Consider the following 23,008-nt stretch of genomic DNA (forward strand, 5'->3'; position numbering starts at 1 on the left):
GCGTCACGATGGCCGGGCCCTGGCCGAAGCCGGGGTTGAGCACGGCCTGGATACCCTCCTTGCCCTTGATGTTGGTGAGCTGCGGCGTCATGTCGGCATCGGTCGGGCCGTAGGTCTCATCGGCCAGTACCTCGATGCCGTAGTCGCCGACGATCGAAAGGCACTGCTTGTGCATGGAGGCGCCGAAACCGTCCGACCCGGAAATCATGCCGATCTTGGTGATGCCGTTCTTCTTCATGTCCTCGAAGATTTTCGCGCAGGCCATGCGGTCCGTGTGCGGTGTCTTGAAGGTATAGGGTTTTACCGGATCAATGATTTCGATGGCGCCGGCGAGCGAGATGAAGGGCACTTCCGCATCCTCGAAGACCGGGATGATCGCCATCGAGGTGCCAGTCGTCGTGCCGCCGATTACCGCAACCACTTCGTCGTCTTCCACGAGGCGTGTGGCGAAGGTGCGCGCCTTGTTCGGGTCGCCGCCGTCGTCATAGATGACGAGTTGCAGCTTCTCGCCGTTGACGCCGCCGGCGGCGTTGATTTCCTCGACCAGCAGCTTCAGCGTCTTGGCCTCGGGATCGCCAAGGAAGGAGGCCGGGCCGGTTTCAGAGACCGTCGCGCCGATCTTGATATCGGCGAGCGCCGGTGCGGCCAGACCCAGGACGAGCGCAAGCGCGGTGGTGGTAAGCGAAAGTTTCATGTCGGTTTCTCCTCCCAACAAAGACAAAGGGTTAAAGCGAAAGCTCCTCTTACGCCGCCACGGGGCGGCGCCACATGACCACGCGGAACCGGTTCGCGACGAAGGCCGCATCCGTCAGGCTGGCATTGCCGGCCGGATTGGCACCGGTGACGTGGAAATCGCTGAAGGCGGCGCTCTGGTTGACGTAGATGCCGCCGGTCAGGTTGACCGAAAGATTGACGCCCGCCGCGGCGAGCCGGTCGGCGGCAGCGAGGATCTGCGTCTCGTCGGTGGCGTAGAGGGCGGCGGTGATCGCGCCCTTGCGCTCGGCAAGCTCCGCCGCGCGGTTCACGCCGTCCTCGATGTCGTCGACCGCAACGATGAAGGCGATGGGGCCGAAACGTTCTTCCGCATAGGTCTCGCTATTGGCTGCGTCGACGGCGAGGATCAGCGGCGTTGCGGTGCGCGCGCCGTCGAGCCCCACAATCGGCGCGGAATCACGCACGAGGCGGCCGAGCGCGCGAACGGTGGCGATGCGGGCAAGCGTCGCGGGATTGGCGATGGCGCCGCAGACGCCGGCAGCGCGGGCCGGATCGGAAAGCAGGCCATCGACGGCAGCGGCGATGCCGGACGCCACGTCATCGAAACTCTTGTGGCCCTCATTCGTCTCGATGCCGCCACGCGGGACGAAGATATCCTGCGGGGCCGTGCACATCTGGCCGGAATAGAGCGACAGCGAGAAGGCGATATTGCCGCACATGCCGGCGAAATCGTCGGTGGCGCCGATCACGATGGAATTGACGCCGGCCTCTTCGGTATAGACGCCGGCCTCACGCGCGTTTTCCCGTACCCAAGCGCCAAAACTGTTGGAACCGGTATAATCGACGATGGCGACGGCCGGGTGCCGCACGAGGTCCTTGGTGACCTCCGAACCGGACGCATCGGCGGCGAGCAGCACGATATCGGCGGCAAAGCCTTCTTCCGCCAGCACCTGCCTGATAATCTCGACGGTGATGGCAAGCGGAAGGATCGCGGCGGGATGCGGCTTGACGATGACGGTATTGCCGGTGGCGAGGCTGGCGAACAGCCCCGGATAGCTGTTCCAGGTCGGGAATGTGTTGCAGCCGATGACGAGCGAGACGCCGCGCGGCACGATGCGCCAGTGTTTTTCCATGACGATCGGCTCGCCCTTGCCCTGCGGCTTGGTCCAGATCGCGGTCGCCGGCGTGCGGATCATCTCGGCATAGGCATAGGTGACCGCCTCGAGGCCGCGATCCTGTGCATGCGGGCCGCCGGCCTGAAAGGCCATGGCAAAGGCCTGGCCGGTCGTGTGCATGACGGCATTGGCCATCTCGAAGCTGCGCACATTGAGGCGCGCGAGGATTTCAAGGCAGATGCCGACGCGGGTTTCCGGTGCGGCGGCGGCCCATTGCGGGGCGGCGGCACGCGAGGCCGAGATCAGCATGTCCACGGAGGCGGCGGGATAAGTGATGCCGAGGGAGGGTCCGTAAGGCGAGACTTCCGCACCGACAGTCCCCTCGGAGGGGTGATCGGTAAGCGCGAAGGGCTTGCCAAGACGCGCCTTGTAGGCGGCAAGGCCATCGTCCTTGGCGGTCTCGCCATAGATCTTGCCGCTGGGAACTTCCGGATAGGCGGACCAGAAATCGCGCTTGGCCGCGGCCTGCAAGGCGGCTTCCAGCGTCGGGCGATGGCGCTCGAAAAGTGCGGTCATGATCTGTCCTCCCAGTCAGTGCTTTTATAATTGACTGACCGGTCGGTTTATGCAAGAGTTTTTTTACGGTCGCCGCTGGGAAGGGCGACAGGGAGGAAAAATGTCCAATTCCGACACCATTCTGTCGGCGCTTGCCGATGGCGTTCTCACCCTCACGCTGAACCGCCCGGACAAGCTCAACGCCTTCAACGACGAGATGCATCTTGCGCTGCGCGCTGGCTTCGAGCGGGCCCATGCGGATGACGCCGTGCGTGCGGTGCTGCTGACCGGTTCCGGCCGCGGCTTCTGCGCGGGGCAGGACCTCGGCGACCGCGACCCGAAAAAGGGCGTGCCGGATCTCGGCCACACGATCGAGACCTTCTACAATCCGCTGCTGCGCCTGATCCGCAGCCTGGAAAAGCCGGCCATCTGCGCCGTCAACGGCGTGGCCGCCGGTGCGGGCGCCAACATCGCCTTCGCCTGCGACATCACGCTCGCCGCCCGCTCCGCCCGCTTCATCCAGGCCTTTGCCAAGATCGGCCTCGTGCCCGATTCTGGCGGCACGTGGAGCCTGCCGCGGCTGATTGGCGAGGCCCGCGCCAAGGCGCTGGCGCTGACGGCCGAACCGCTCGGCGCGGAAACCGCCGCCGACTGGGGTCTCATCTGGCGCGCCGTCGACGATGACAAGCTGATGGAAGAGGCAAGCGCGCTCGCCACCCGCCTCGCCGCCGGGCCGACGCGCGGCCTCGGCATGACCAAGCGCGCCATACAGGCCGCCGCCACCAATTCGCTGGACCAGCAGCTCGACCTCGAACGCGATCTGCAGCGCGAGGCCGGCCGCAGCGCCGACTATGCCGAAGGCGTCTCCGCCTTCCTCGAAAAGCGCAAGCCGGAGTTCAAGGGCAAATGAGCGCCGCAACCCTTTCCCCGCAAGCACTCGCCGAAGCCTGCGCCAAGGCCATGTGGGACGACGACAACGCCACCCGCCATCTCGGCATGGAGCTCGTCTCCATCGCCCCCGGCGAGGCAGTGATCGCCATGACCATCGCCGACATCATGACCAACGGCCACGGCACCTGCCACGGCGGCTACATGTTCACGCTGGCGGATTCGGCCTTCGCCTTCGCCTGCAACACCTACAACCAGCGTACCGTCGCCCAGCACTGTTCGGTGACCTTCATCGCACCGGCCTTCAGAGGCGACCGGCTAACAGCCACCGCGCGCGAAGTGTCGCGCCGCGGACGGGGCGGCATCTACGATATCCGCATCACCAATCAGGAGGGCGAGGCAATCGCGGAATTCCGCGGCCACGCGCGAACAGTCAAGGGCACGCACCTGCCGGAGTGAGGCAGATCATCCCGCATTCCTGCCCCTAATTCTTGGAGGAGAATTTATGGAAGACCTGTCACCCCGCCCCGGAGACCTCGAAGCAATCGAGACCGCCTCCCGCGACGAAATTTCCGGGCTGCAGCTACAGCGCATGAAGTGGTCGCTGACCCACGCCTACGAGAATTCCCCCTTCTACCGCCAACGCTTCGACGAGGCGGGCGTGCACCCCTCGGACCTGAAAACACTGTCCGATCTCGCGAAATTCCCCTTCACCACCAAGAAGGACCTGCGCGACACCTATCCCTTCGGCATGTTCGCCGTGCCGCGTGAAAAGCTCGCGCGCATCCACGCCTCCTCCGGCACGACGGGCAAGCCGACGGTCGTCGGCTACACCAAGAACGATATCGACACGTGGGCGACCGTCGTCGCGCGCTCCATCCGCGCCTCGGGCGGCCGGGCCGGCGATATCGTGCATGTCGCCTATGGCTACGGCCTGTTTACCGGCGGCCTCGGCGCACATTACGGCGCGGAAAAGCTCGGCTGCACGGTCGTGCCGATCTCCGGCGGCATGACGGAGCGGCAGGTCACGCTGATGCAGGATTTCAAGCCGCGCATCATCATGGTGACGCCCTCCTACATGCTCTCCATCCTCGACGAATTCCGCAAACACGGCATCGATCCGCGCGAAAGCTCGCTCGCCGTCGGCATTTTCGGCGCCGAGCCCTGGACGAACGCGATGCGCGAGGAAATCGAGCAGGCCTTCGACATGCATGCCGTCGATATCTACGGCCTCTCCGAAGTCATGGGGCCCGGCGTCGCCAACGAATGCGTCGAGACCAAGGATGGCCTGCATATCTGGGAGGATCATTTCTATCCCGAGATCATTCATCCCGAGACCGGCGAAGTGCTGCCGGATGGCGAGATCGGCGAGCTGGTCTTCACCACGCTCACCAAGGAAGGCCTACCGATCATCCGTTACCGCACACGCGACCTGACCCGGCTGCTGCCCGGCACCGCCCGCTCCATGCGCCGCATGGAAAAGGTCACCGGCCGTTCCGACGACATGATGATCCTGCGCGGCGTCAACATCTTCCCGACGCAGATCGAGGAGCAGATCCTGAAATGCCGGGGCCTTGCCCCGCATTTCCAGATCGAGCTGACGCGGTCGGGCCGTATGGACAACATGACGGTTCATGTCGAATGTACCGTCGAGATGGCGGACGAGGGCGCCCGCGCCGGTTCGGCCAAGGAACTTGCCCACCACATCAAGAGCATCGTCGGCGTCTCCACCAAGATCACCGTGCACGAGCCGGGCGGCGTCGCCCGCTCGGAGGGCAAGGCGAAACGGGTGGTCGACAACCGGCCCAAAGAGTGAAAACCGGGATAGCCCGGCACCGGCTTGACTGTGTATAGGGAGGGCAGCCGCCCTCCCCGCGCGGTCCTTGAGCCGGAACAAGCAGAGCAGGAACCATGGCACGCACGCGCGCAGTCGATTTCGAGGAAAAACAGCGTGGCATTCTCTCCAGCGCCGCGGCGGTCTTCGCGGAGATGGGCATGGAGAAGGCGTCCATGTCGCAGATCGCCTCGCACAGCAATGTCTCGAAGGCCCTGCTCTATCACTACTATCCGAGCAAGGACGCGCTGATCTTCGACATCGTGCGCACGCACCTGACGGAACTGGCCAACGCCATCGAGGCGGCTGACCAGCCGGATGTCGCCCCTTCGGCGCGGCTACGGCTGCTGGTGAAAGCGGTTCTCGCGAATTACGAGGGTCGCGACAACGAGCACAAGGTGCAGCTCAACGGCACGAGCGCACTCTCGCCCGAACAGCTCTCCGAATTGCAGGCGATCGAGCGACAGATCGTCAAGCGCTTCTCCGGCGTCATCCGCGACATCAACCCGGATCTCAACAAGGACCGCCCGCTGCTGATGCCCGTCACCATGTCGCTCTTCGGCATGATGAACTGGGTCTATATGTGGTTTCGTCCCAACGGGCCGGTGACGCGCGACGAATATGCCGACATCGCGACGACGCTGATTCTCGAGGGCGTCAAGGCTGTAACCTGAGGCTTACGTATCTAGTTGACGCGCGTCGGTCGCGACAGCGCGCGTTCCGTCACCGGGCAGCCTCCCTCGATCTTTGTCCAGGACGAGACATTGAGCTTCATCTCGCAACGCGCGAGGTAGGAGCCACCATCGACCCTCAGGCAAGAGGTCTGCCCGAGTTCGAACATGACGCCGCGATTTCGGCATTTGCAGTTGTGGGCATCCGCCATGGCGGGGATGAGGGCCAAGGCGAGACCCAATATGAGCGCTCCAAGATGCATGGTCGATGCTCCGGACGAAGACGAATAGAATACACCTCGCCGTCGGCATCGTCAAAGTGACCATCAGGCATAGGCGGCGACAAGCCGGATACCGCGCAGGACCGCTTATTCGCCATCCTTCTCCACATCCTTGCCCGTCGCCGCGACCGACTCCAGCCGTTCGGCGAACTCCCGCCGAAGCGTGCGGCGCAACTCGGCCGCCTTGTAGCGTCTGAGATCCACAGCATCCTCAGGGTGCAATTCCGGCACGCGCACCGGCTTTCCCGCATCGTCCACGGCGACCATGGTGAAGTAGCAGGAATTGGTATGCCGGCGCTGGCCCGAACGGATGTTTTCCGCCTCGACACGGATGCCGATCTCCATGGAGGTGCGGCCGGTGTGGTTCACCGAGGCGCGGAAGGTGACGAGTTCGCCGACATGGATCGGCTCCTTGAACATCACCTGATCGACCGACAGCGTCACCGCATATTGCTGCGAATAGCGCGAGGCGCAGGAGAAGGCGACGCGGTCGAGCAGGTTGAGCAGCGCACCGCCATGAACCTTTCCGGAAAAATTCGCCATGTCGGGCGTCATCAGAACGGTCATTTCCAGGCGGCGCGGGTCCATTCGGTCACTCTCTCGTTTTGGCCACCATCGTCAGAACGTCGTACTGCGCGACGGTGGCGCCATGCTGGTTCGTTACATTGCAATCCCAGCGAACCTCGCCGTGTTCGGCATTGGCGCGCGGATTGATCTCCTTGCAGGTGAGCTGCACCTTCAGCGTATCACCGGGATTGACCGGTGTCAGGAAGCGCAGGTTGTCGACACCGTAATTGGCGAGAACCGGGCCCGGCGCCGGATCGACGAAGAGACCGGCGGCGAAGGACACGATGAGATAGCCATGCGCCACGCGCCCGTCGAAGAACGGGTTCGCCTTGGCGGCGTCTTCGTCCATGTGGGCGTAGAAGGTGTCGCCGGTGAAGGTGGCGAAATGCTCGATGTCCTCGAGCGTCACGGTTCGCGACGCGGTGATCAGCTGGTCGCCGATCTTGAGTTCCGCCAGTGACTTGCGGAACGGATGTTCGCCGCCCGCCCTTGCCTCGGCACCTTGCATCCAGCGACCGGTGACGGCCGATAGCATGGTCGGCGTGCCCTGGATGGCGGTGCGCTGCATGTAGTGCTTGACGCCGCGCATGCCGCCCAGTTCTTCGCCGCCGCCCGCACGACCGGGGCCGCCGTGCACGAGGCCCGGCAGGGGCGAGCCGTGGCCGGTGGAGGATTTGGCGCTGACGCGGTTGCCGATCATCACCCGGCCGTGGAAGGGCGCAAGACCGAGCACGACCTCTTCGGCGAAACCCGGATCGTTGGTGAAGACGGAGGCGACGAGGCTACCCCTGCCGCGACGGGCGAGATCGACCGCCTCTTCTGCCGTGTCGTAAGGCATAACGGTGCTGACCGGACCGAAGGCCTCGACATCATGAATGGCGCGCGCGGCACCCGGCTTGTCGCAATAGAGCAGCACCGGGTTGAGGAAGGCGCCCGCCGCGGCATCGCCGGACTGGATGCTCGGCGTGTCGGGGTCGCCGGCGACGATTTCCGCATCCGCCGCGAGATCGCGGATACGGGCGCGAACCTCCTCGCGCTGGTCTAGGCTGGCGAGCGGGCCCATGCGCACGGCCTCGTCGGCAGGGTTCCCGATGACGGTCTTGCCGAGGCGCGCGCGCAGGCTTTCGATGAGGGTTTCGCTGTAGGAACGAGGAGCGATGACACGGCGGATCGCCGTGCATTTCTGCCCGGCCTTCACCGTCATCTCGCGCGCGACTTCCTTGACGAAGAGGTCGAACTCCTCCGTGCCGGGTGCGGCATCGAGGCCGAGCACGGCTGCGTTGAGGCTGTCGGCCTCCATGGTGAAGCGCACGGAATTCTCGACGATGGCCTTGTGCGTCTTGAGGCGCTGGCCGGTGGAGGCCGAGCCGGTGAAGGTCACGGCATCCTGACCCTCGACATGATCGAGCAGATCGCCGACCGAGCCGCAGACCAGCTGCAATGCGCCGTCGGGCAAAATACCGGTCTCGACGATACGGCGGACCATCAATTCGGTGAGGTACGCCGTCTGGCTCGCCGGTTTGACGATGGCGGGAACGCCGGCCAACAGCGTCGGCGCCAGCTTTTCCAGCATGCCCCAGCAGGGGAAGTTGAAGGCGTTGATATGGACGGCCACGCCTTGCAAGGGGCTCAAAATATGCTGCGCGGAAAAGGTGCCGTCCTTCGAAAGCAGCTCCACGTCGCCATCCAGCAGAACGCGGGTGTTCGGCAGTTCACGCCGGCCCTTGGAAGCGTAGGACAGCAGCGTGCCGATACCGCCCTCGATATCGACCCAGCTGTCGGCGCGGGTGGCACCGGTGGCGGTCGACAGCGTGTAGAATTCTTCCTTGTGCTCCATCAGCGCCTGGCCGAGCGCTTTCAGCATGGCCGCGCGCTCGTGGAAGGACATCCGCCGCAGCGCCGGGCCGCCCTTGTCGCGGCCGTAAGCGAGGATCGCCTTGAAATCGATGCCGGTGGAATCGATGAAGGCGACGGGCGTGCCCGTCGAGGCGTCGAGCAGCGGCACGCCCTCTTTCGCACCGGCGACCCACTGGCCGCCGACATAGCTTTCAAGCCGGCGCGGCCGGTTTGCCATGACGTTCATCTCGTCGTTCCTTCAGTTCAGATTGAGCGCAGAAAGCTGCGCATCGACCTCGGCCCGCCACTCGGCAAGCAGGGTCTCGTTTTGTGTGTGCCGGAGCCCGAAGCGTGACAGCGTCTCGAAACGCGCCGAACCGGAATGGCCGAAGCTCGCTGCAACACGGGGGTACCAGTAGGCCACCGAAGCCTTCGCCCTGGCGCGACCTTGGGCGTCATCGACGATCTGCACGAGGCCGGCGAGGCCGAGTTCGGCGTGGCGCGTCTCGCGCGGCAGGATCGCGCGGAAAACCTCAGCGAGCGGCTGGTAGGAGACACGCGACAGCTCCTTGAGCTGCACGACGCTCGCCCGGCCCATCAGCACGTTCATGACGACGGCATCCACCCAGCCCTCCAGCGGGTAGTGGAAGACGGACAGGCGCATGTCGCCACCCTGCCGCGCCGCGCCGATATCGGCCTCGCGGGAAAGCCGCTCGGCCCAGGGATGATGCACGGCGTAACGGCCGCCATCGGCACCGAAGGTTTCCATGATCCGCAGGACCTTGCCGGCATGATCGGCCTTTTCCAGCACGATGCGGGCAGCGGAGATGCGCTCCTGAATGCCCGGCGCATCGTTGATCGTGTCGGCAAAACCGGCGGAACCGGCCAGCTCGCTGTCGACGAAGCTCGCCATCAGGCGCAAGAGCTCGCCGCGATAACGCGGCGGCACATTGGCGGGAGACGAGAGAACGCCGCCCTTCGCCAGATAATCCTCGATCGGCATCGTATCGGACATGGCGATTCCCCTTACTGGTCGTAGCTGACGACGATGCGGTCGGTGAGCGGGTAGCACTGGCAGGTCAGCACGTAGCCCTGGCGCACCTCGTAATCCTCGAGCGCGTGGTTGACCTCCATCTCGGCCTCGCCCTCGATGACCTTGGCGCGGCAGGTGGAACAGACACCGGCCTTGCAGGCGTAAGGCACGTCCATGGCGTTCTCGAGCGCGGCGTCGAGCAGGCTCTGGCCCTGTTTGGGGAACTTGAAGGTCCGCGTCGCGCCGTCGAGCGTGACGGTCGCCTCGCAGGTCGCCCCCTGGTCCGCGCCGGCAACGGCCTCCGCCTTCCGGCTGATACGGCCGGGCTGCGAGGAAGCGAAGAGCTCGAACTTGATCTGGTCATCGCGAAGACCGTGTTCGCGAAGGGCTGCGGCAATGGCCAGCATCATCGGCTCGGGGCCGCAGATGAAGGCCGTCGTCACCGACTTGGGGTCGATCCAGCTTTTGAACAGCGCCGCACATTTCTCGCCGTCGATGCGGCCGGTGAAAAGGTCGATCTCCTGCGCCTCGCTTTCCAGCACATGCAGCACGGAGAAGCGGCCGAGATAGAGGTTCTTCAGGTCCTCCAGCTCCTCGCGGAACATGATCGAGCTGATCTGCCGGTTGGCGTAAACAAGTGTGAAGCGGGCGCGCGGCTCACGTGACAGCACCGTCTTGATGATCGAAAGAACCGGCGTGATGCCGCTGCCGCCGGCAAAGCCGAGATAGTGTTTCGATACCTCCGGCTCCAGCGCCGTGAAGAAGGCGCCCATCGGCGGCATGGCCTCCATGACGTCGCCGGCCTTTAGGGTCTCGTTGACCCAGGTCGAGAAGCAGCCGCCATCGACGCGCTTGATGCCGACCTTCAGCACACCTTCATCCTTGCCGGCGCAGATCGAATAGGAGCGGCGCAGTTCCTCGTCCTCGAACTTGCGGCGGAAAGTCAGATACTGGCCCTGCGTGAAATCGAAGACGGCGCGGTCCTCGTCGGAGGGGCGAAGCGTGACCACGACCGCATCGCGCGTCTCGCGGCGAACGTCGGTCACGGTCAGGGGGTGAAAACGTGCCATGCGCGGGCCTTCTCCCTAGAGCATTTCCAGCCGGAGCGGCATCGCTTCGGCGTCGGATAATGCGGTAAAAACAAGAAACTGGTCAGATGCACTTGAAATAGTCGAACGGTTCCAGACAGTCGGTACAGCGATAGCTCGCCTTGCAGGGTGTCGAGCCGAACTGGCTGATCTTCTCGGTATTCACGGATCCGCAGCGCGGACAGGCGATCGTCAGGTTCGAACGGCCGGAAAGCCGGTCGATGCGTTTCATCAGGATGCCGTCGGCGGCCGTGCCGTCGATCGGCGGGGCGATACCGTAGGCCTTCAGCTTTTCCCGACCCTCGGCACTGATCCAGTCCGTCGTCCAGGCGGGCGAGAGCCGGCGCTCCAGCCGCACCTTGTCGAGGCCCTTTTCGGTGAGCGCCGTCTCGATATCGAGATTGATGATCGTGGTGGCGGGACAGCCCGAATAAGTCGGCGTCACCGTCACCACCAGCGTGTCGCCTCGCCACTCCACATCCCGGATGATGCCGAGATCGGTCAGCGAGATGACCGGGATTTCCGGATCCGGCACTTCGGACAACCAGTGCCAGACCTCATCCAGCGAGGGGCGGAGCGCCAGGTCCATGGGGCCTCCTACCAGGTCGCGCCCGGATAGGCGCGCTGCAGGAACTGCATCTCGGTCAGAATGAAGCCGAGATGTTCCGTGTGCACGCCGCGCCGGCCGCCCTTGTGCATATAGCCGTCAGCGGGCTTCTTCAGCGTGCCCTCGGCCAGCGTCTCGGCGACGATTTCGTCCCAGCCGGCCTTGAGGCTTTCGGGTGCCGGGATAATGCCCTCTTCGACCAGTTCGGTATCCAGTCCATCGCTCATGAACATCTCGCCGGTGAAGGGCCAGAGATCGTCCAGCGCCGCCTGCATGCGGCGATGGCTTTCCGCCGTGCCGTCGCCGAGCCGGATGACGAGATCGCGGCTGCGGTCGAGATGGTAGGAGACCTCCTTGAAGGCCTTCTCCGCGATCTCGGCGATACGCTGGTCGGAGGATCCTTTCAGCGCCCTCAAGAGCAGATAGTGCCAGGCGTCGAACAGGAACTGCCGCATCAGCGTCTTGCCGAAATCGCCGTTCGGGCGCTCGACGAGCAAAATGTTGCGGAAGTCGTAGCCGTCGCGCAGATAGGCGAGGTCATCGGCCGAGCGGCCCTTGCCTTCCACCTCGCCCGCAAGGCCGAGCCAGAGCTGCGTCTGGCCGATCAGGTCGAGCGCGGTGTTGGAGAGCGCGATATCCTCCTCCAGCGCGGGCGAATGACCGCACCATTCGGAAACGCGATGACCGAGGATCAGCGTGTTGTCGCCGATGCGCGCCAGGAATTCGAAAAGCGCCGCGTTCGCCATCACATGTGCCCCACTTCATCCGGAATGTCGAAGAAGGTCGGGTGACGATAGACCTTGGAATTCGACGGATCGAAGAGCGGGCCCTTTTCCGAGGGGGCGCTGGCAGTGATATCCGAAGACTTCACCACCCAGATGCTGACACCCTCGTTGCGGCGCGTATAGACGTCGCGGGCATTGTTGACGGCCATCTCGGCATCGGGCGCATGCAGACTGCCGACGTGGCGATGGTTGAGGCCGTGCTGACCCCGGATGAAGACTTCCCAAAGCGGCCATTCACTGGACATTTTTGTCTCTCCTTACTCGGCGGCGATCTTGGCGCTGGCGCGGCGGTCGGCGGCCTTTTCCGCATGGGCCGTCAGGCCGTCGCGGAACCAGGCGCCGTCGCTCCAAGCCTTCTTGCGGGCATCGAGGCGCTCCGCATTGCACGGGCCGTTGCCGGCGATCACGTTGAAGAACTCCTCCCAGTCCGGCTCGCCGAAATCGTGGCCGCCTTTTTCCTCGTTCCACTTGAGGTCCGGGTCGGGAATGGTGAGGCCGAGATACTTTGCCTGCGGCACCGTCTGGTCGACGAATTTCTGGCGCAGCTCGTCGTTGGAATTCTGCTTGATCTTCCAGGCCATCGACTGGGCCGAATGCACGGAAGCGTCATCCGAGGGACCGAACATCATCAGTGAGGGCCACCACCAGCGGTTCAGCGCATCCTGCACCATGGCCTTCTGCGCCGGCGTGCCCTTCACCATGCGCATCAGGGCATCATATCCCTGGCGCTGGTGAAAACTCTCTTCCTTGCAGATGCGCACCATGGCCCGCGCATAGGGGCCGTAAGAACAGCGCTGCAGCGGCACTTGGTTCATGATGGCGGCACCATCGACCAGCCAGCCGATCGCGCCGATATCGGCCCAGGTCAGCGTCGGATAGTTGAAGATCGAGGAATATTTTGCCTTGCCGGAATGCAGCTGCTCGTACATCTGGTCGCGGCTGATGCCGAGCGTTTCGGCGGCACAGTAGAGGTAAAGGCCATGGCCCGCCTCGTCCTGCACCTTGGCGAGCAAGATTGCTTTCCTCTCAAGCGTCGGCGCGCGAGAAATCCAGTTGCCTTCCGGCAGCTGGCCGACGATTTCCGAATGGGCGTGCTGGCTGATCTGGCGCACCAGCGTCTTGCGGTAGCCCTCGGGCATCCATTCCTTCGGCTCGATCTTCTGGCCGGCATCGATGCGCTCCTGAAAGGCGCGCTCCTGCGGCTCCATCTCGTCGAGGGACCGGACGCGGGCGGCATCGGTCTTCACCATCTGGGCATACATGGTCTTTCCTCCGGTTTGCGCGTCAGACGCGTTCGAGAATGATGGCGATGCCCTGGCCGACGCCGATGCACATGGTGCACAGTGCATAACGTCCGCCCTGGCGGTGGAGCTGGTAGGCAGCGGTGGTGACGAGGCGCGCACCGCTCATGCCGAGCGGGTGGCCAATGGCAATCGCCCCGCCGTTCGGGTTCACATGCGCGGCGTCGTCCGGCAGGCCGAGATCGCGCAGCACGGCGAGCGCCTGCGCGGCGAAGGCTTCATTGAGTTCGATGACGTCCATCTGGCCGAGTGTGAGGCCGGCACGCTCCAGCACCCGGCGCACCGCCGGTGCGGGGCCAAAGCCCATGATGCGCGGTTCGAGCCCCGCCGCCGCCATGGCGACGACGCGCGCCTTCGGTGTCAGGCCTTGGGCTTTTGCAACCGCTTCGCTGGCGATTATAAGGGCGGCCGCACCGTCATTGACGCCGGACGCATTGCCGGCCGTGACGGAGAGATCCGGGCCGTTGACGCCCTTCAATCTGGCAAGCTGCTCAGCCGTCGTGCCAGGACGGGGATGTTCATCGGTGTCGATGACGAGCGGATCACCCTTCTTCTGCGGCAGGGAGACGGGCACGATCTCGTCGGCGAAGACGCCGGCCGCATGCGCGGCCGCCCAGCGCACCTGGCTGCGCGCCGCAAAAGCATCCTGATCCTCGCGGCTGACGGCGAAATCGGCGGCGACATTGTCGGCCGTCTCCGGCATGGAATCGACCCCAAAGGCCTTCTTCATCTTCGGATTGACGAAGCGCCAGCCGATCGTCGTGTCATAGACGGCATTGGCGCGGGAGAAGGCGCTTTCGGCCTTGGGCATAACGAAGGGCGCGCGGCTCATGCTCTCGACACCGCCGGCTATGACGAAATCGCAGTCACCGGCGCGGATGGCGCGCGCCGCCATGCCGACGGCATCCATGCCGGAGCCACAGAGGCGGTTGACGGTGGTGGCGGGAATGGAAACGGGAAGGCCGGACAAAAGCACGGCCATGCGGCCGACATTGCGATTGTCCTCGCCGGCCTGGTTGGCGCAGCCATAGATGAGGTCATCCACCTTCGACCAGTCGACGCCGGGGTTTCGCGCCATCAGGCCGGCAAGCGGCAGGGCGGCGAGATCATCGGCACGCACCGACGACAACAGCCCGCCATAGCGGCCGATAGGTGTACGCACGGCATCGCAGATAAAGGCTTCGGACACGCGGCTTCCTCCCTGGTATCCAGGCCGGTTTCGCCCTCCTAGAAGATTAACCGACCGATCGGTTACTTATTTACCAGCAGACACGTCACAAATCAATGGCGATTTTCATATTTTCTGTGACACTTTATCTCGACAGCTCGTATCCTAGCATAAGGACCGGTTTTTTCCTGCAAAATGTGCGCTAGTGTGCGTCGCGCAACAGCGAAAGCCGGCGCGCCGTCGCCTCGCTCGTCTCCGGCAAACCCCCATCCACTGTGACGAAATGGCGGGCGACATGCTGGTCCGCTTCCGGTGAAAGACGGAGATAGAGATCGGTGAACAGGCTGCGCGCGGCCTCGCCCGGCCAGTCCGCAGGCAGCGCGGCTTGCGGCAGACGCGGGTCGCGCAGCACGACCAGACGAAACTGGTGCACCAGCACCAGCCGCGCAACGAGGCTCTCAGCCGCACTGAGACGCGCACCGCCTGCCAGCAGATCGGCAAGACGCCGGAACCGGTCGATGAAACCACGATAGGCCTCGGCATGCTGCGCGAGGTTCCAGTGATCGGCGGCAAATGCCCCGAGATCACCCGCACCGCTCACCACCTCAGCGCGGAAGACGACGGCAGGCTCTTTCAGCGCCGGCATGGCGCGGGCGCCGACGGCAAGTCGGGCGCCAAGCCGGGCATGGCCCGCCCGCTCCAGCTGCTGCATCGCCTCGTCCGGCGCATCGCCGGTCAGCTGTACGAAATGCCAGTCCGCCGTCTCCGCCGGCCCGAACAGCAGGCGGGCGGCGGCGGCGAATTCCGTGCGGGCGGGGGCAGCGAGACGGTAGAAACTGCGCCTGCCTTCCCGTTCGCCCGCAAGCTGGCCGGCGGCGACGAGCCGCGAGACGGCCGTGCGCACCAGGGTCTCGCTGATGCCGACGGTCGCACAGGTCTCGATGAGGTTGCCGGTCCAGACCACGCCGCCGCGCGGCTCCACGACGTCGCCATAGATGGTGACGATGAAACCGGCCGCCTTCAGCGGGCCCTCTTCGACAATCCCGCGGATCAGCGCGCCGAACGCACTTTCCGCCCTGTCCTGTTGCGACGGCACCCTGGCCTCCTTCGCTTCGATTGCGCCGAGGACTAGCGCGAACGGACGCCGACGGAAAGAGCCGGCGTGAAACGGCTCCCCAAACCGCCCAAAACCGGCCACCGCCTCGTCAGCAAATATTAAGTAGCATCTGCCATCGTTCGCCAAATGCCCAAGAGCCGCCTGCCGGCGGTACGAGCGCACGGGGACGAACTGACGGAAATGAACGATCGCAATGCGAAATCCTCCTTTCGAGGGCTCGGATATTACATCCCCGCCATCGTTGTGGCGTTTGCGGTCCTCATCGCCGTCCTGCTTGCCGATGCCCAGAAGCGGCGCCTGGAGGAGGAATATCTGCGCTCCTCCACTACCGAACAGCTTGGCCTGCTGCGCTCCCGGCTGGAGGGCAATATCCTCGGCAATATCAAGCTCGTGCAGGGCCTCGTCGCGACATTCTCGACCGAGCCGGATATGTCGCCCGCGCATTTCGACGACCTTTTGAGCCGCATCTTCCGCGAGGAAAACCAGCTTCGCAGCCTCGCCATCGCGCCGGATTTTGTCGTCGACCGCGTCTATCCGCTGAAGGGCAACGAACGCAGCCTCGGCCTCGACTACCGCAAGAACGAGCGTCAGCGCGCCGCCGCCCTCCAGGTGATGGAACAGGACCGGTTGATCGTCACAGGTCCGGTCGATCTGGTCCAGGGCGGCCGCGGCGTGATCGCCCGCTACCCCATTCATGCCGGCAAGGACAATGCCTTCTTCGGCATCGCTTCCGCCGTCATCAATCTTGACAAGCTGCTCGCCAGCAGCGGCTTCAACGACAACCTCAAGATCGCGGTCACGCTCTCGAGCAAGCCGCACAACAGCGGGGAAGCGCGGACATTTTTTGCCACGCCCGACACGGTCGACACCAATCCCGTCGACATGACGATCGATATCGGTCACGAGACCTGGACCATGTCGGCCTCGCCGCTGAAGGGCTGGCAACAGCCCTCCGCCGATCTCGGCGCTTTCCGTGCCGGCCTCGCCCTCCTCGCCATCATCATCGTCGCACCGATGTTCTGGGTCGGCTATCTCATGAAGGAGCGCCACCGGCACATCCTCACCCTGCAGGACCGCGAGGACCGCCTGGAAACCGTCTCCCAGCGCCTCCAGCTTGCGCTCGACGCCTCCAAGGCTGGCGTTTGGGAATACGATACGGAGAGTCACACACTCTCCTGGGACGCCCGTATGCGCACGCTCTACAACGTGCCCCAGGAGCGGGAGACCTGCGTCTACGACGACTGGCGCCGCGCAGTCCATCCCGACGACGTCGAAGGGGCCGAGCGGATATTCGAGGCCACGATCGAAACGGAAAAACCCTACACGACCGAATTCCGTGTACGGACGGGCGACGGCGGCATCCGCCACATTCTCGAACACGCCATGACCTACCGCACCTCCTCGGGCGCCAAGCGCATCGTCGGGGCAAACTGGGACGTGACGGAGGACGCCCTTTTGCAGGCGGAGTTGCTTCAGGCCAAACTGACGGCCGAGACGCAGAACCGCGCGCTGGAAGAAGCGCGCCGCGTCATGGAGCACAATTCACTGCATGACGCACTGACGCAGCTTCCGAACCGCCGCTTTCTAGACCAGCAACTCGGCCTTGCCGGCAATGGCGACGGGCGCCCGCTGACGCTTCTCCACATCGACCTCGACCGCTTCAAGGATATCAACGATACGCTCGGTCACGCTGCCGGCGACGAAGTGCTGAAACACGCCGCCGGCGTGTTGCGCGCCCAAATTCCGCTGGAAGACTTCATCGCCCGCATCGGCGGCGACGAGTTCGTGCTCCTGTCGCGCCGCGATCCCGCGCAGGCCGACTTCACCACCCTCTCCGCCCGCCTCATCGAGGCGATCAGCGAGCCGATGATCATCGAAGGTCATGACTGTCGCATCGGCGCAAGCATCGGCATCGCCACGCGCAACGATGCGGACGAATCCCCCGAGCAGCTTCTCGTCAATGCCGACATCGCGCTTTACGAAGCCAAGCGGCGCGGCCGCAACCGCGTCGAGGCCTTCAACGACGAATTGCGCCTGCGCACCGTCGAGGTGAAACGCCTCAGCGACGATATTCTGCGCGGGCTGGAACGCGGCGAATTCCGCCCGTTCTTCCAGCCGCAGTTCGATGCGGAAACGCTTGAAATCGTCGGCGTCGAGGCGCTTGCCCGCTGGGAGCATCCGACGCGCGGCTTCATCGCGCCCGATATCTTCCTGCCGGTCGCCGAAAGCCTCAATGTCGTCGCCCGTATCGACGAGACGATCCTCGACCAGGCGCTCTTTCAGGCAGCACGCTGGGAGAGCCAGGGGCTCGGCATTCCACGCGTTTCCGTCAACGTCTCCTGTCAGCGCCTGCGTGACGAAGGTCTGACCGACAAGCTGAAGGCGATGAACATCCGCCCCGGCGCGCTGACCTTCGAACTGTTGGAGTCGATTTCCTTCGACAGCGCCGACGATGGATTGCGTCAGGCAATCGAGGAGATCAAGGCGCTCGGCATCGATATCGAGATCGACGATTTCGGCACCGGCCACGCCTCCATCGTCAGCCTGCTGGAGCTTTCGCCCAAGCGTCTGAAGATCGACCGCCGGCTGGTGCAGCCGCTCTTGGAATCGACGGCGCAGCAGAGCCTCGTCCGCTCGATCATCGAGATCGGCAAGGTGCGCGATATCGAAACCGTCGCCGAGGGCGTCGAGACATTGGAGCATGCCGCCTTGCTGCGCCGCCTCGGCTGTCACACCCTGCAGGGTTATGCGCTCGCCCGGCCGATGGCGGCCGACGATTTCCTTGCCTTCGCCAAAGAGCGAGGCTGGATGCCAAACACCAAGATCACGCCCGCAAAAGCGAGCTGATACTGTCGGCGACCGCCGCGCCATCGTGCTGGCCGCGCTGCCAGGCGTCCTCGAACTCCCCGATGACGGCTTCGGCGCCCAGCCGTGCGCAGGTCGCCTCCAGCGCCCCGTTGCCGAGATAGGCGAAGGCGCCGACCGTCTTTTCGAAGGGCAGCAGCTGGCGGTTTGCCAGCACATGGGTGAAGGGCCGCACGTCCACCCCGCCGCGCTCTCGCCAGACCGATGCGGCGGTCTGCACCATCTGGGCGAGATCGAAGCCGCGCGTCTCGCGGCATTGCAGGATGTTGCCGATGAAGACGCGGCGGGCCTGCACATTCCGGGCGATGGCCGGTACGATCCCCTCGACGAGAAAATGCGGCAGCACGCTGGTATAGAAGCTGCCCGGCCCGAAGACCACGACATCGGCACTTTCCAAGCTTTCGATCACTGCTTCGTTTGCCGGAGCGGGCGCACCGTCGCGGCCGGACAAGGCGATTTCGCGAATGCCGGTCCTGCCCTGCTCCTCCGGCAGCGCCGTCACCCGGTGCTGCCCGGCAATGACGGTCCCGTCCGTCAGCACGGCCGAGAGATTCGCGCTGCTTTCCGCCGTTGACGGCCAGACATGGCCGGCGATGTCGCAGAGCTTGCGGAAGACGAAGATGGCGGTGTTGATATCGCTGTTATGGGCGCGATGCGCGCCGGTCAGGATGAAATTGCCGATGCTGCCGTTGCGGAAATCGAAATCCGCACCGATCGCCGCGCGGAAGGTGCGCAGGTAATTGAGGATCGCGCCGCGCAGGCCGGGCTCCATGCGCTCCAGCAGCGGATGGCGGCCTTCGGCATAGAGCGCGAATTCGGTATCGGCATCGGCAAGGCTGCTGCTGGTGAGGCGCGCATTGCAGACCTTCACCACATCGCCCGCCCGACCCTCACCGTGCGCCATGGTCATCAGCGCCTGGCGGATATCGCCAACGCCGAGCACATCGAGGCTTTCGCGGATCACCTTGGAACTGCCGCCGCTATCCCAGGCAGGAACGATGCGGGTGACCCGCACCGGCTTGGCGCAGAGCGCCAGATTTGTGGAGCGGCAGGCCGTGCCGCCGGAAAAGAGCACGATATGCGGCAAGCGGTCGGCGGCCATGCGGTCTCCCAGACGTAACCCCGGAAACGCGGCTGCGGTTTCCGGGGTGGAACTCTCGATATGATTACGGTCTTTTCGCGGTGGAGGGAAAGCGAAAATGCCCCGCTTCAAAAGCAGATAGCGTCAGGGACCGATATTGTAGGCAGCGCCGATCAGCGTCCTGGTATAATCCGCCTTGGGCGCATTGAAGATCGCGTCCGTCGGCCCCTCCTCGACGATCCTGCCGTCCTTCATCACTACGACATAATCCGACATGGCGCGCACCACCGACAGGTCATGGCTGATGAAGACATAGGAGAGACCGTGGCGGGACTGGAGATCGCGCAGAAGCTCGATCACCTGGCCCTGCACGGACCGGTCGAGCGCCGAGGTCGGCTCATCGAGAATGACGGCCTGGGGTTTCAGGATCATCGCGCGCGCAATCGCGATGCGCTGCCGCTGGCCGCCGGAAAATTCGTGCGGATAGCGGTTGCGCGCCGCGGGATCGAGTCCGACCTCCTTCAGCGCCTCGATCGCCCGCTTGTCGCGCTCGGCGCGCGAAAGCTGTGGCTCGTGCACATAGAGGCCTTCGGTGATGATCTCGCCCACCGTCTGGCGCGGCGAGAGCGAACCATAGGGATCCTGGAAGACCACCTGCATGCTGCGGCGAAGCGGCCGCATGCCCGTCCGGTCGAGGTCGGAAATATCCGTCCTGCCGAAACGGTAGGCGCCCTTGCTGGCGATGAGGCGCAACAGCGCCCGCCCGAGCGTCGATTTGCCCGAGCCGGATTCGCCGACGATGCCGATCGTCTGCCCCTCGTGCAGGCTGATGCTGACATTGTCGACGGCGCGGAAGGTGTTGGCGCGCTTCTTCAGGAACCCGCCATCGATCTTGTAGTCCACGACGACATTGCGGCCTTCGAGGATGATCGGAGCATCATCCGCCGGGGCAGCCTTATGGCCATGCGGTTCGGCCTCGATCAGCATGCGCGTATAGTCGGCCTTCGGATTTCCGAAGATTTCGGCCGTCGCGCCCTGCTCCACCACCTCGCCGCGCCGCATGACGACGACGCGCTCGGCGAAATGCCGGACGATGCCGAGATCGTGCGTGATGAGCACGATCGCCATGTCGAAGCGCTTCTGCAGGTCGCGCAACAGCTTGAGGATCTGCGCCTGGATGGTCACGTCGAGCGCCGTCGTCGGTTCGTCGGCGATCAGGATGTCCGGTTCGTTGGCGAGCGCCATGGCGATCATCACGCGCTGGCGCTGGCCGCCCGACATTTCATGCGGGTAGCTATCGATGCGGCGCTCCGGATCGGGAATGCCGACGAGCGTCAGGAGCTCCAGCACGCGCGGCCGCGCCTCCCTTCGCGAGCCGCCGCGGTGATGCACGATCACCTCGGCGATCTGCTTGCCGATGGGGTAGAGCGGGTCGAGCGACGTCATCGGCTCCTGGAAGATCATGGTGATCTTCGCGCCGCGGATCTCGTTCAATCCCTTGGGCGGCAGGCCCACCATCTCCTGCCCGCGATATCTGGCGGAACCGGTCACCCGGCCGTTGGAGGCGAGCAGACCCATAATGCCCATCATGGTCTGGCTCTTGCCGGAACCGGATTCGCCGACCACTGCCAGCGTCTCGCCGGGGCGAACGTCGAGGTCGATGCCCTTCACCGCATTCACGTCGCCGTCGGGCGTCGTGAAGGAGACTTTCAGGTCGCGCACCGCAAGGATCGGGTCCATGGTCTTCTCAATCTCTTCCATATCAGCGATCCTTCGGGTCGAACGCGTCACGCAGGCCATCACCGACAAAATTCAGCGAGAAGAGCGTGACGACGAAGAAGATGGCGGGGAAGATGAGCAGCCAGGGCGCCGACTGGATGTTGTTGGCGCCTTCGGCGATCAGCGAGCCCCAGCTCGTCAGCGGCGCCTGGACGCCCAGCCCGAGGAAGGAGAGGAAGCTTTCGAGCAGGATCACCTTCGGCACGATGACGGTGACGAAGATGACGACCGGGCCGATCGTGTTGGGAATGACGTGCCGGCGGATGATCTGCCAGTCCGTCAGGCCGAGCGCCTCCGCCGCCCCGATGAACTCCCGCCGCTTCAGGGACAGCGTCTGCCCCCGCACGATACGGGCCATGTCGAGCCATTCGACCGCCCCGATGACGAGGAAGATCAGGATGAAGCTGCGCCCGAAGAACACGACGAGCACCACGACGAGGAAGACGAAGGGCAGCGAGTAGAGGATTTCGACGAAGCGCATCATGACGTTGTCGACGCGACCGCCCATATAGCCCGAGATCGCGCCATAGGTGACGCCGATGCCGAGCGAGACGAGGCTGGCGAGGAGACCGACGGCGATGGAAATCTGCCCGCCGAGCATAACGCGCGCCATCAGGTCGCGGCCGTTGGTATCCGTGCCGAACAGGAAATATTCCCGGTCGACGACGCCCTTGAGGGTGAGCTTGCGGCCCTCGTCCTCGGTGGCCGCCACCTCGGTCTTGTCGAACTCGTTGGCCCGGTCGAAATAGCGCGTGGCGCGCGGATCGATCGGGTCCTTGGCGGTGATCACGGCCGTGAAGGTCTCGCCCTCGACGGAGAAGGATTGCAGCTCGACGCGGGCGCGGGTGGCCACACCCTTCATCGCCTCTTCCAGCGTGTCCTCACCCGGCTGCGGCTCGAGGCTCGGCGGGATGGTGACATAGGAGGAGAAGACCTGATCGTAGCTGTGGCTGATGAAGAACGGCCCGAAGAACGAGAAGCAGGCGATCAGCACCAGCATCACCGCTCCCGCCATGGCGGGCCGGTTGCGCCGAAAGCGCATGACAGCGAGCTGGAAGAGGCTGCGCCCCTTCACCTCGGGCGCGGAGGAGAGGACGGCATCAGTCATGGCGAACCCTCGGATCGAGCAGGCCATAAAGAATGTCGACCAGCAGATTGAACACGATGACGAAGATGGCGATCAGCACGACCGTGCCCATGACGAGCGTATAGTCGCGGTTGATCGCGCCGAGCACGAAATAGCGCCCGACGCCGGGAATGGTGAAGATCGTCTCGACCACCGCCGAACCGGTCAGGAGTGCCGCCGCGCAGGGCGCGAGATAGGAGACGATGGGCAGCATGGCGCCGCGCATGGCATGCACCACCACCACCGATTTCGCCGGCAGACCATAGGCCCGCGCGGTGCGGATATGGTCGGTGCGCAGGGCCTCGATCATCGAACCGCGCGTCAGGCGGGCGAAGACGGCAAGCTGCGGCAGCGCAAGTGCGATCATCGGCAGGATGAGGAAGCGCAGCGACCCGTCCCCCCAGCCGCCGGCCGGCAACCAGGCGAGCATGATGGCGAAGATCAGCGTCAGCACCGGGCCGACGACGAAGTTCGGCACCGTCACGCCGACGGTCGCGACCGACATGACCGCGAAATCGAGCGCACTGTTTTGCCGGAGCGCGGCGAACGTGCCGACGATTACACCGCCGACGAGCGCGAGCAGCAGCGCATAGAAAC

At 64.5% G+C, this 23,008-nt stretch carries 22 protein-coding genes; 5 read left to right on the forward strand and 17 right to left on the reverse strand.

Features of this window, described 5'->3' with window-relative positions; genetic code table 11:
- Both ACOZKU_RS09310 and paaN read right to left on the reverse strand, forming a co-directional pair.
- On the reverse strand, nucleotides 1-694 hold a 694-nt coding region (locus ACOZKU_RS09310), incomplete at its 3' end, for an ABC transporter substrate-binding protein (protein ID WP_421578635.1).
- Between the two features lie 49 nt (nucleotides 695-743).
- Nucleotides 744-2,405, reverse strand: a complete 1,662-nt coding sequence (gene paaN, locus ACOZKU_RS09315) for a phenylacetic acid degradation protein PaaN (protein WP_421578636.1) — start codon at nucleotides 2,403-2,405, stop codon at nucleotides 744-746.
- A 100-nt stretch (nucleotides 2,406-2,505) separates the two neighbouring features.
- On the opposite strand from paaN, the gene paaG reads away from it, so the two are divergent.
- The 4 genes from paaG to ACOZKU_RS09335 all read left to right on the forward strand — a co-directional run bounded on the left by paaG (nucleotide 2,506) and on the right by ACOZKU_RS09335 (nucleotide 5,780).
- Nucleotides 2,506-3,294, forward strand: coding sequence for a 2-(1,2-epoxy-1,2-dihydrophenyl)acetyl-CoA isomerase PaaG (gene paaG / locus ACOZKU_RS09320; RefSeq protein ID WP_421578637.1), 789 nt, complete (start codon nucleotides 2,506-2,508; stop codon nucleotides 3,292-3,294).
- On the forward strand, nucleotides 3,291-3,731 hold the full coding sequence (paaI, locus tag ACOZKU_RS09325; RefSeq protein ID WP_421578638.1) for a hydroxyphenylacetyl-CoA thioesterase PaaI: 441 nt from the start codon (nucleotides 3,291-3,293) through the stop codon (nucleotides 3,729-3,731). The genes paaG and paaI overlap by 4 nt, the downstream gene beginning before the upstream one ends.
- Before the next feature lie 46 nt (nucleotides 3,732-3,777).
- Nucleotides 3,778-5,088: a phenylacetate--CoA ligase PaaK gene (gene paaK / locus ACOZKU_RS09330; protein ID WP_421578639.1), complete on the forward strand. Its 1,311-nt coding sequence runs from the start codon at nucleotides 3,778-3,780 to the stop codon at nucleotides 5,086-5,088.
- 95 nt (nucleotides 5,089-5,183) lie between these two features.
- Nucleotides 5,184-5,780, forward strand: coding sequence for a TetR/AcrR family transcriptional regulator (locus tag ACOZKU_RS09335; RefSeq protein ID WP_314086714.1), 597 nt, complete (start codon nucleotides 5,184-5,186; stop codon nucleotides 5,778-5,780).
- Nucleotides 5,781-5,791: 11 nt separating this feature from the next.
- On the opposite strand, the gene ACOZKU_RS09340 is transcribed toward ACOZKU_RS09335, so the two are convergent.
- From ACOZKU_RS09340 to paaX, 11 genes are all read right to left on the reverse strand, one after another.
- Nucleotides 5,792-6,040 (reverse strand): hypothetical protein, encoded by a 249-nt coding sequence (locus ACOZKU_RS09340; protein ID WP_421578640.1) that lies wholly within the window; start codon nucleotides 6,038-6,040, stop codon nucleotides 5,792-5,794.
- A gap of 105 nt (nucleotides 6,041-6,145) precedes the next feature.
- A complete protein-coding gene (locus ACOZKU_RS09345) occupies nucleotides 6,146-6,646 on the reverse strand; it encodes an acyl-CoA thioesterase (RefSeq protein ID WP_421578641.1) in 501 nt (166 codons plus the stop codon).
- A gap of 4 nt (nucleotides 6,647-6,650) precedes the next feature.
- On the reverse strand, nucleotides 6,651-8,708 hold the full coding sequence (gene paaZ / locus ACOZKU_RS09350; RefSeq protein ID WP_421578642.1) for a phenylacetic acid degradation bifunctional protein PaaZ: 2,058 nt from the start codon (nucleotides 8,706-8,708) through the stop codon (nucleotides 6,651-6,653).
- 12 nt (nucleotides 8,709-8,720) lie between these two features.
- On the reverse strand, nucleotides 8,721-9,476 hold the full coding sequence (locus ACOZKU_RS09355) for a Phenylacetic acid catabolic protein (protein ID WP_421578643.1): 756 nt from the start codon (nucleotides 9,474-9,476) through the stop codon (nucleotides 8,721-8,723).
- Between the two features lie 11 nt (nucleotides 9,477-9,487).
- Nucleotides 9,488-10,564 carry a 1,2-phenylacetyl-CoA epoxidase subunit PaaE gene (paaE, locus tag ACOZKU_RS09360; RefSeq protein ID WP_421578644.1) on the reverse strand — a complete coding sequence of 359 codons (1,077 nt, stop codon included), beginning with the start codon at nucleotides 10,562-10,564 and terminating at the stop codon, nucleotides 9,488-9,490.
- A gap of 82 nt (nucleotides 10,565-10,646) precedes the next feature.
- The gene (gene paaD / locus ACOZKU_RS09365; RefSeq protein WP_421578645.1) at nucleotides 10,647-11,171 is read right to left on the reverse strand and encodes a 1,2-phenylacetyl-CoA epoxidase subunit PaaD; all 525 of its coding nucleotides are present in this window, start codon (nucleotides 11,169-11,171) and stop codon (nucleotides 10,647-10,649) included.
- 8 nt (nucleotides 11,172-11,179) lie between these two features.
- Entirely contained in the window at nucleotides 11,180-11,935 is a 756-nt protein-coding gene (gene paaC, locus ACOZKU_RS09370; protein WP_421578646.1) for a 1,2-phenylacetyl-CoA epoxidase subunit PaaC, read from the reverse strand.
- Nucleotides 11,935-12,219 (reverse strand): 1,2-phenylacetyl-CoA epoxidase subunit PaaB, encoded by a 285-nt coding sequence (gene paaB / locus ACOZKU_RS09375; protein WP_068399310.1) that lies wholly within the window; start codon nucleotides 12,217-12,219, stop codon nucleotides 11,935-11,937. Before paaB ends, paaC begins: the two co-directional genes overlap by 1 nt.
- A gap of 12 nt (nucleotides 12,220-12,231) precedes the next feature.
- On the reverse strand, nucleotides 12,232-13,236 hold the full coding sequence (gene paaA / locus ACOZKU_RS09380) for a 1,2-phenylacetyl-CoA epoxidase subunit PaaA (protein WP_421578647.1): 1,005 nt from the start codon (nucleotides 13,234-13,236) through the stop codon (nucleotides 12,232-12,234).
- A 22-nt stretch (nucleotides 13,237-13,258) separates the two neighbouring features.
- Nucleotides 13,259-14,464, reverse strand: coding sequence for a 3-oxoadipyl-CoA thiolase (gene pcaF / locus ACOZKU_RS09385; RefSeq protein WP_421578648.1), 1,206 nt, complete (start codon nucleotides 14,462-14,464; stop codon nucleotides 13,259-13,261).
- A gap of 181 nt (nucleotides 14,465-14,645) precedes the next feature.
- Nucleotides 14,646-15,539 carry a phenylacetic acid degradation operon negative regulatory protein PaaX gene (gene paaX, locus ACOZKU_RS09390; RefSeq protein WP_421578649.1) on the reverse strand — a complete coding sequence of 298 codons (894 nt, stop codon included), beginning with the start codon at nucleotides 15,537-15,539 and terminating at the stop codon, nucleotides 14,646-14,648.
- Nucleotides 15,540-15,740: 201 nt separating this feature from the next.
- Between paaX and ACOZKU_RS09395 the strand changes: the two genes are divergently transcribed.
- Nucleotides 15,741-18,407: a bifunctional diguanylate cyclase/phosphodiesterase gene (locus ACOZKU_RS09395; protein ID WP_421578650.1), complete on the forward strand. Its 2,667-nt coding sequence runs from the start codon at nucleotides 15,741-15,743 to the stop codon at nucleotides 18,405-18,407.
- On the opposite strand, the gene ACOZKU_RS09400 is transcribed toward ACOZKU_RS09395, so the two are convergent.
- The 4 genes from ACOZKU_RS09400 to ACOZKU_RS09415 all read right to left on the reverse strand — a co-directional run.
- Nucleotides 18,385-19,527: a gluconeogenesis factor YvcK family protein gene (locus ACOZKU_RS09400; RefSeq protein ID WP_421578651.1), complete on the reverse strand. Its 1,143-nt coding sequence runs from the start codon at nucleotides 19,525-19,527 to the stop codon at nucleotides 18,385-18,387. The genes ACOZKU_RS09395 and ACOZKU_RS09400 overlap by 23 nt on opposite strands.
- Before the next feature lie 123 nt (nucleotides 19,528-19,650).
- Nucleotides 19,651-21,267 carry an ABC transporter ATP-binding protein gene (locus ACOZKU_RS09405; protein WP_421578652.1) on the reverse strand — a complete coding sequence of 539 codons (1,617 nt, stop codon included), beginning with the start codon at nucleotides 21,265-21,267 and terminating at the stop codon, nucleotides 19,651-19,653.
- A gap of 1 nt (nucleotide 21,268) precedes the next feature.
- The gene (locus ACOZKU_RS09410; protein WP_314086756.1) at nucleotides 21,269-22,393 is read right to left on the reverse strand and encodes an ABC transporter permease; all 1,125 of its coding nucleotides are present in this window, start codon (nucleotides 22,391-22,393) and stop codon (nucleotides 21,269-21,271) included.
- On the reverse strand, nucleotides 22,386-23,008 hold a 623-nt coding region (locus ACOZKU_RS09415), incomplete at its 5' end, for an ABC transporter permease subunit (protein ID WP_421578653.1). The genes ACOZKU_RS09410 and ACOZKU_RS09415, both read right to left, overlap by 8 nt.

The organism is Shinella sp. M31 (assembly GCF_049199205.1).
Lineage (GTDB): Bacteria > Pseudomonadota > Alphaproteobacteria > Rhizobiales > Rhizobiaceae > Shinella.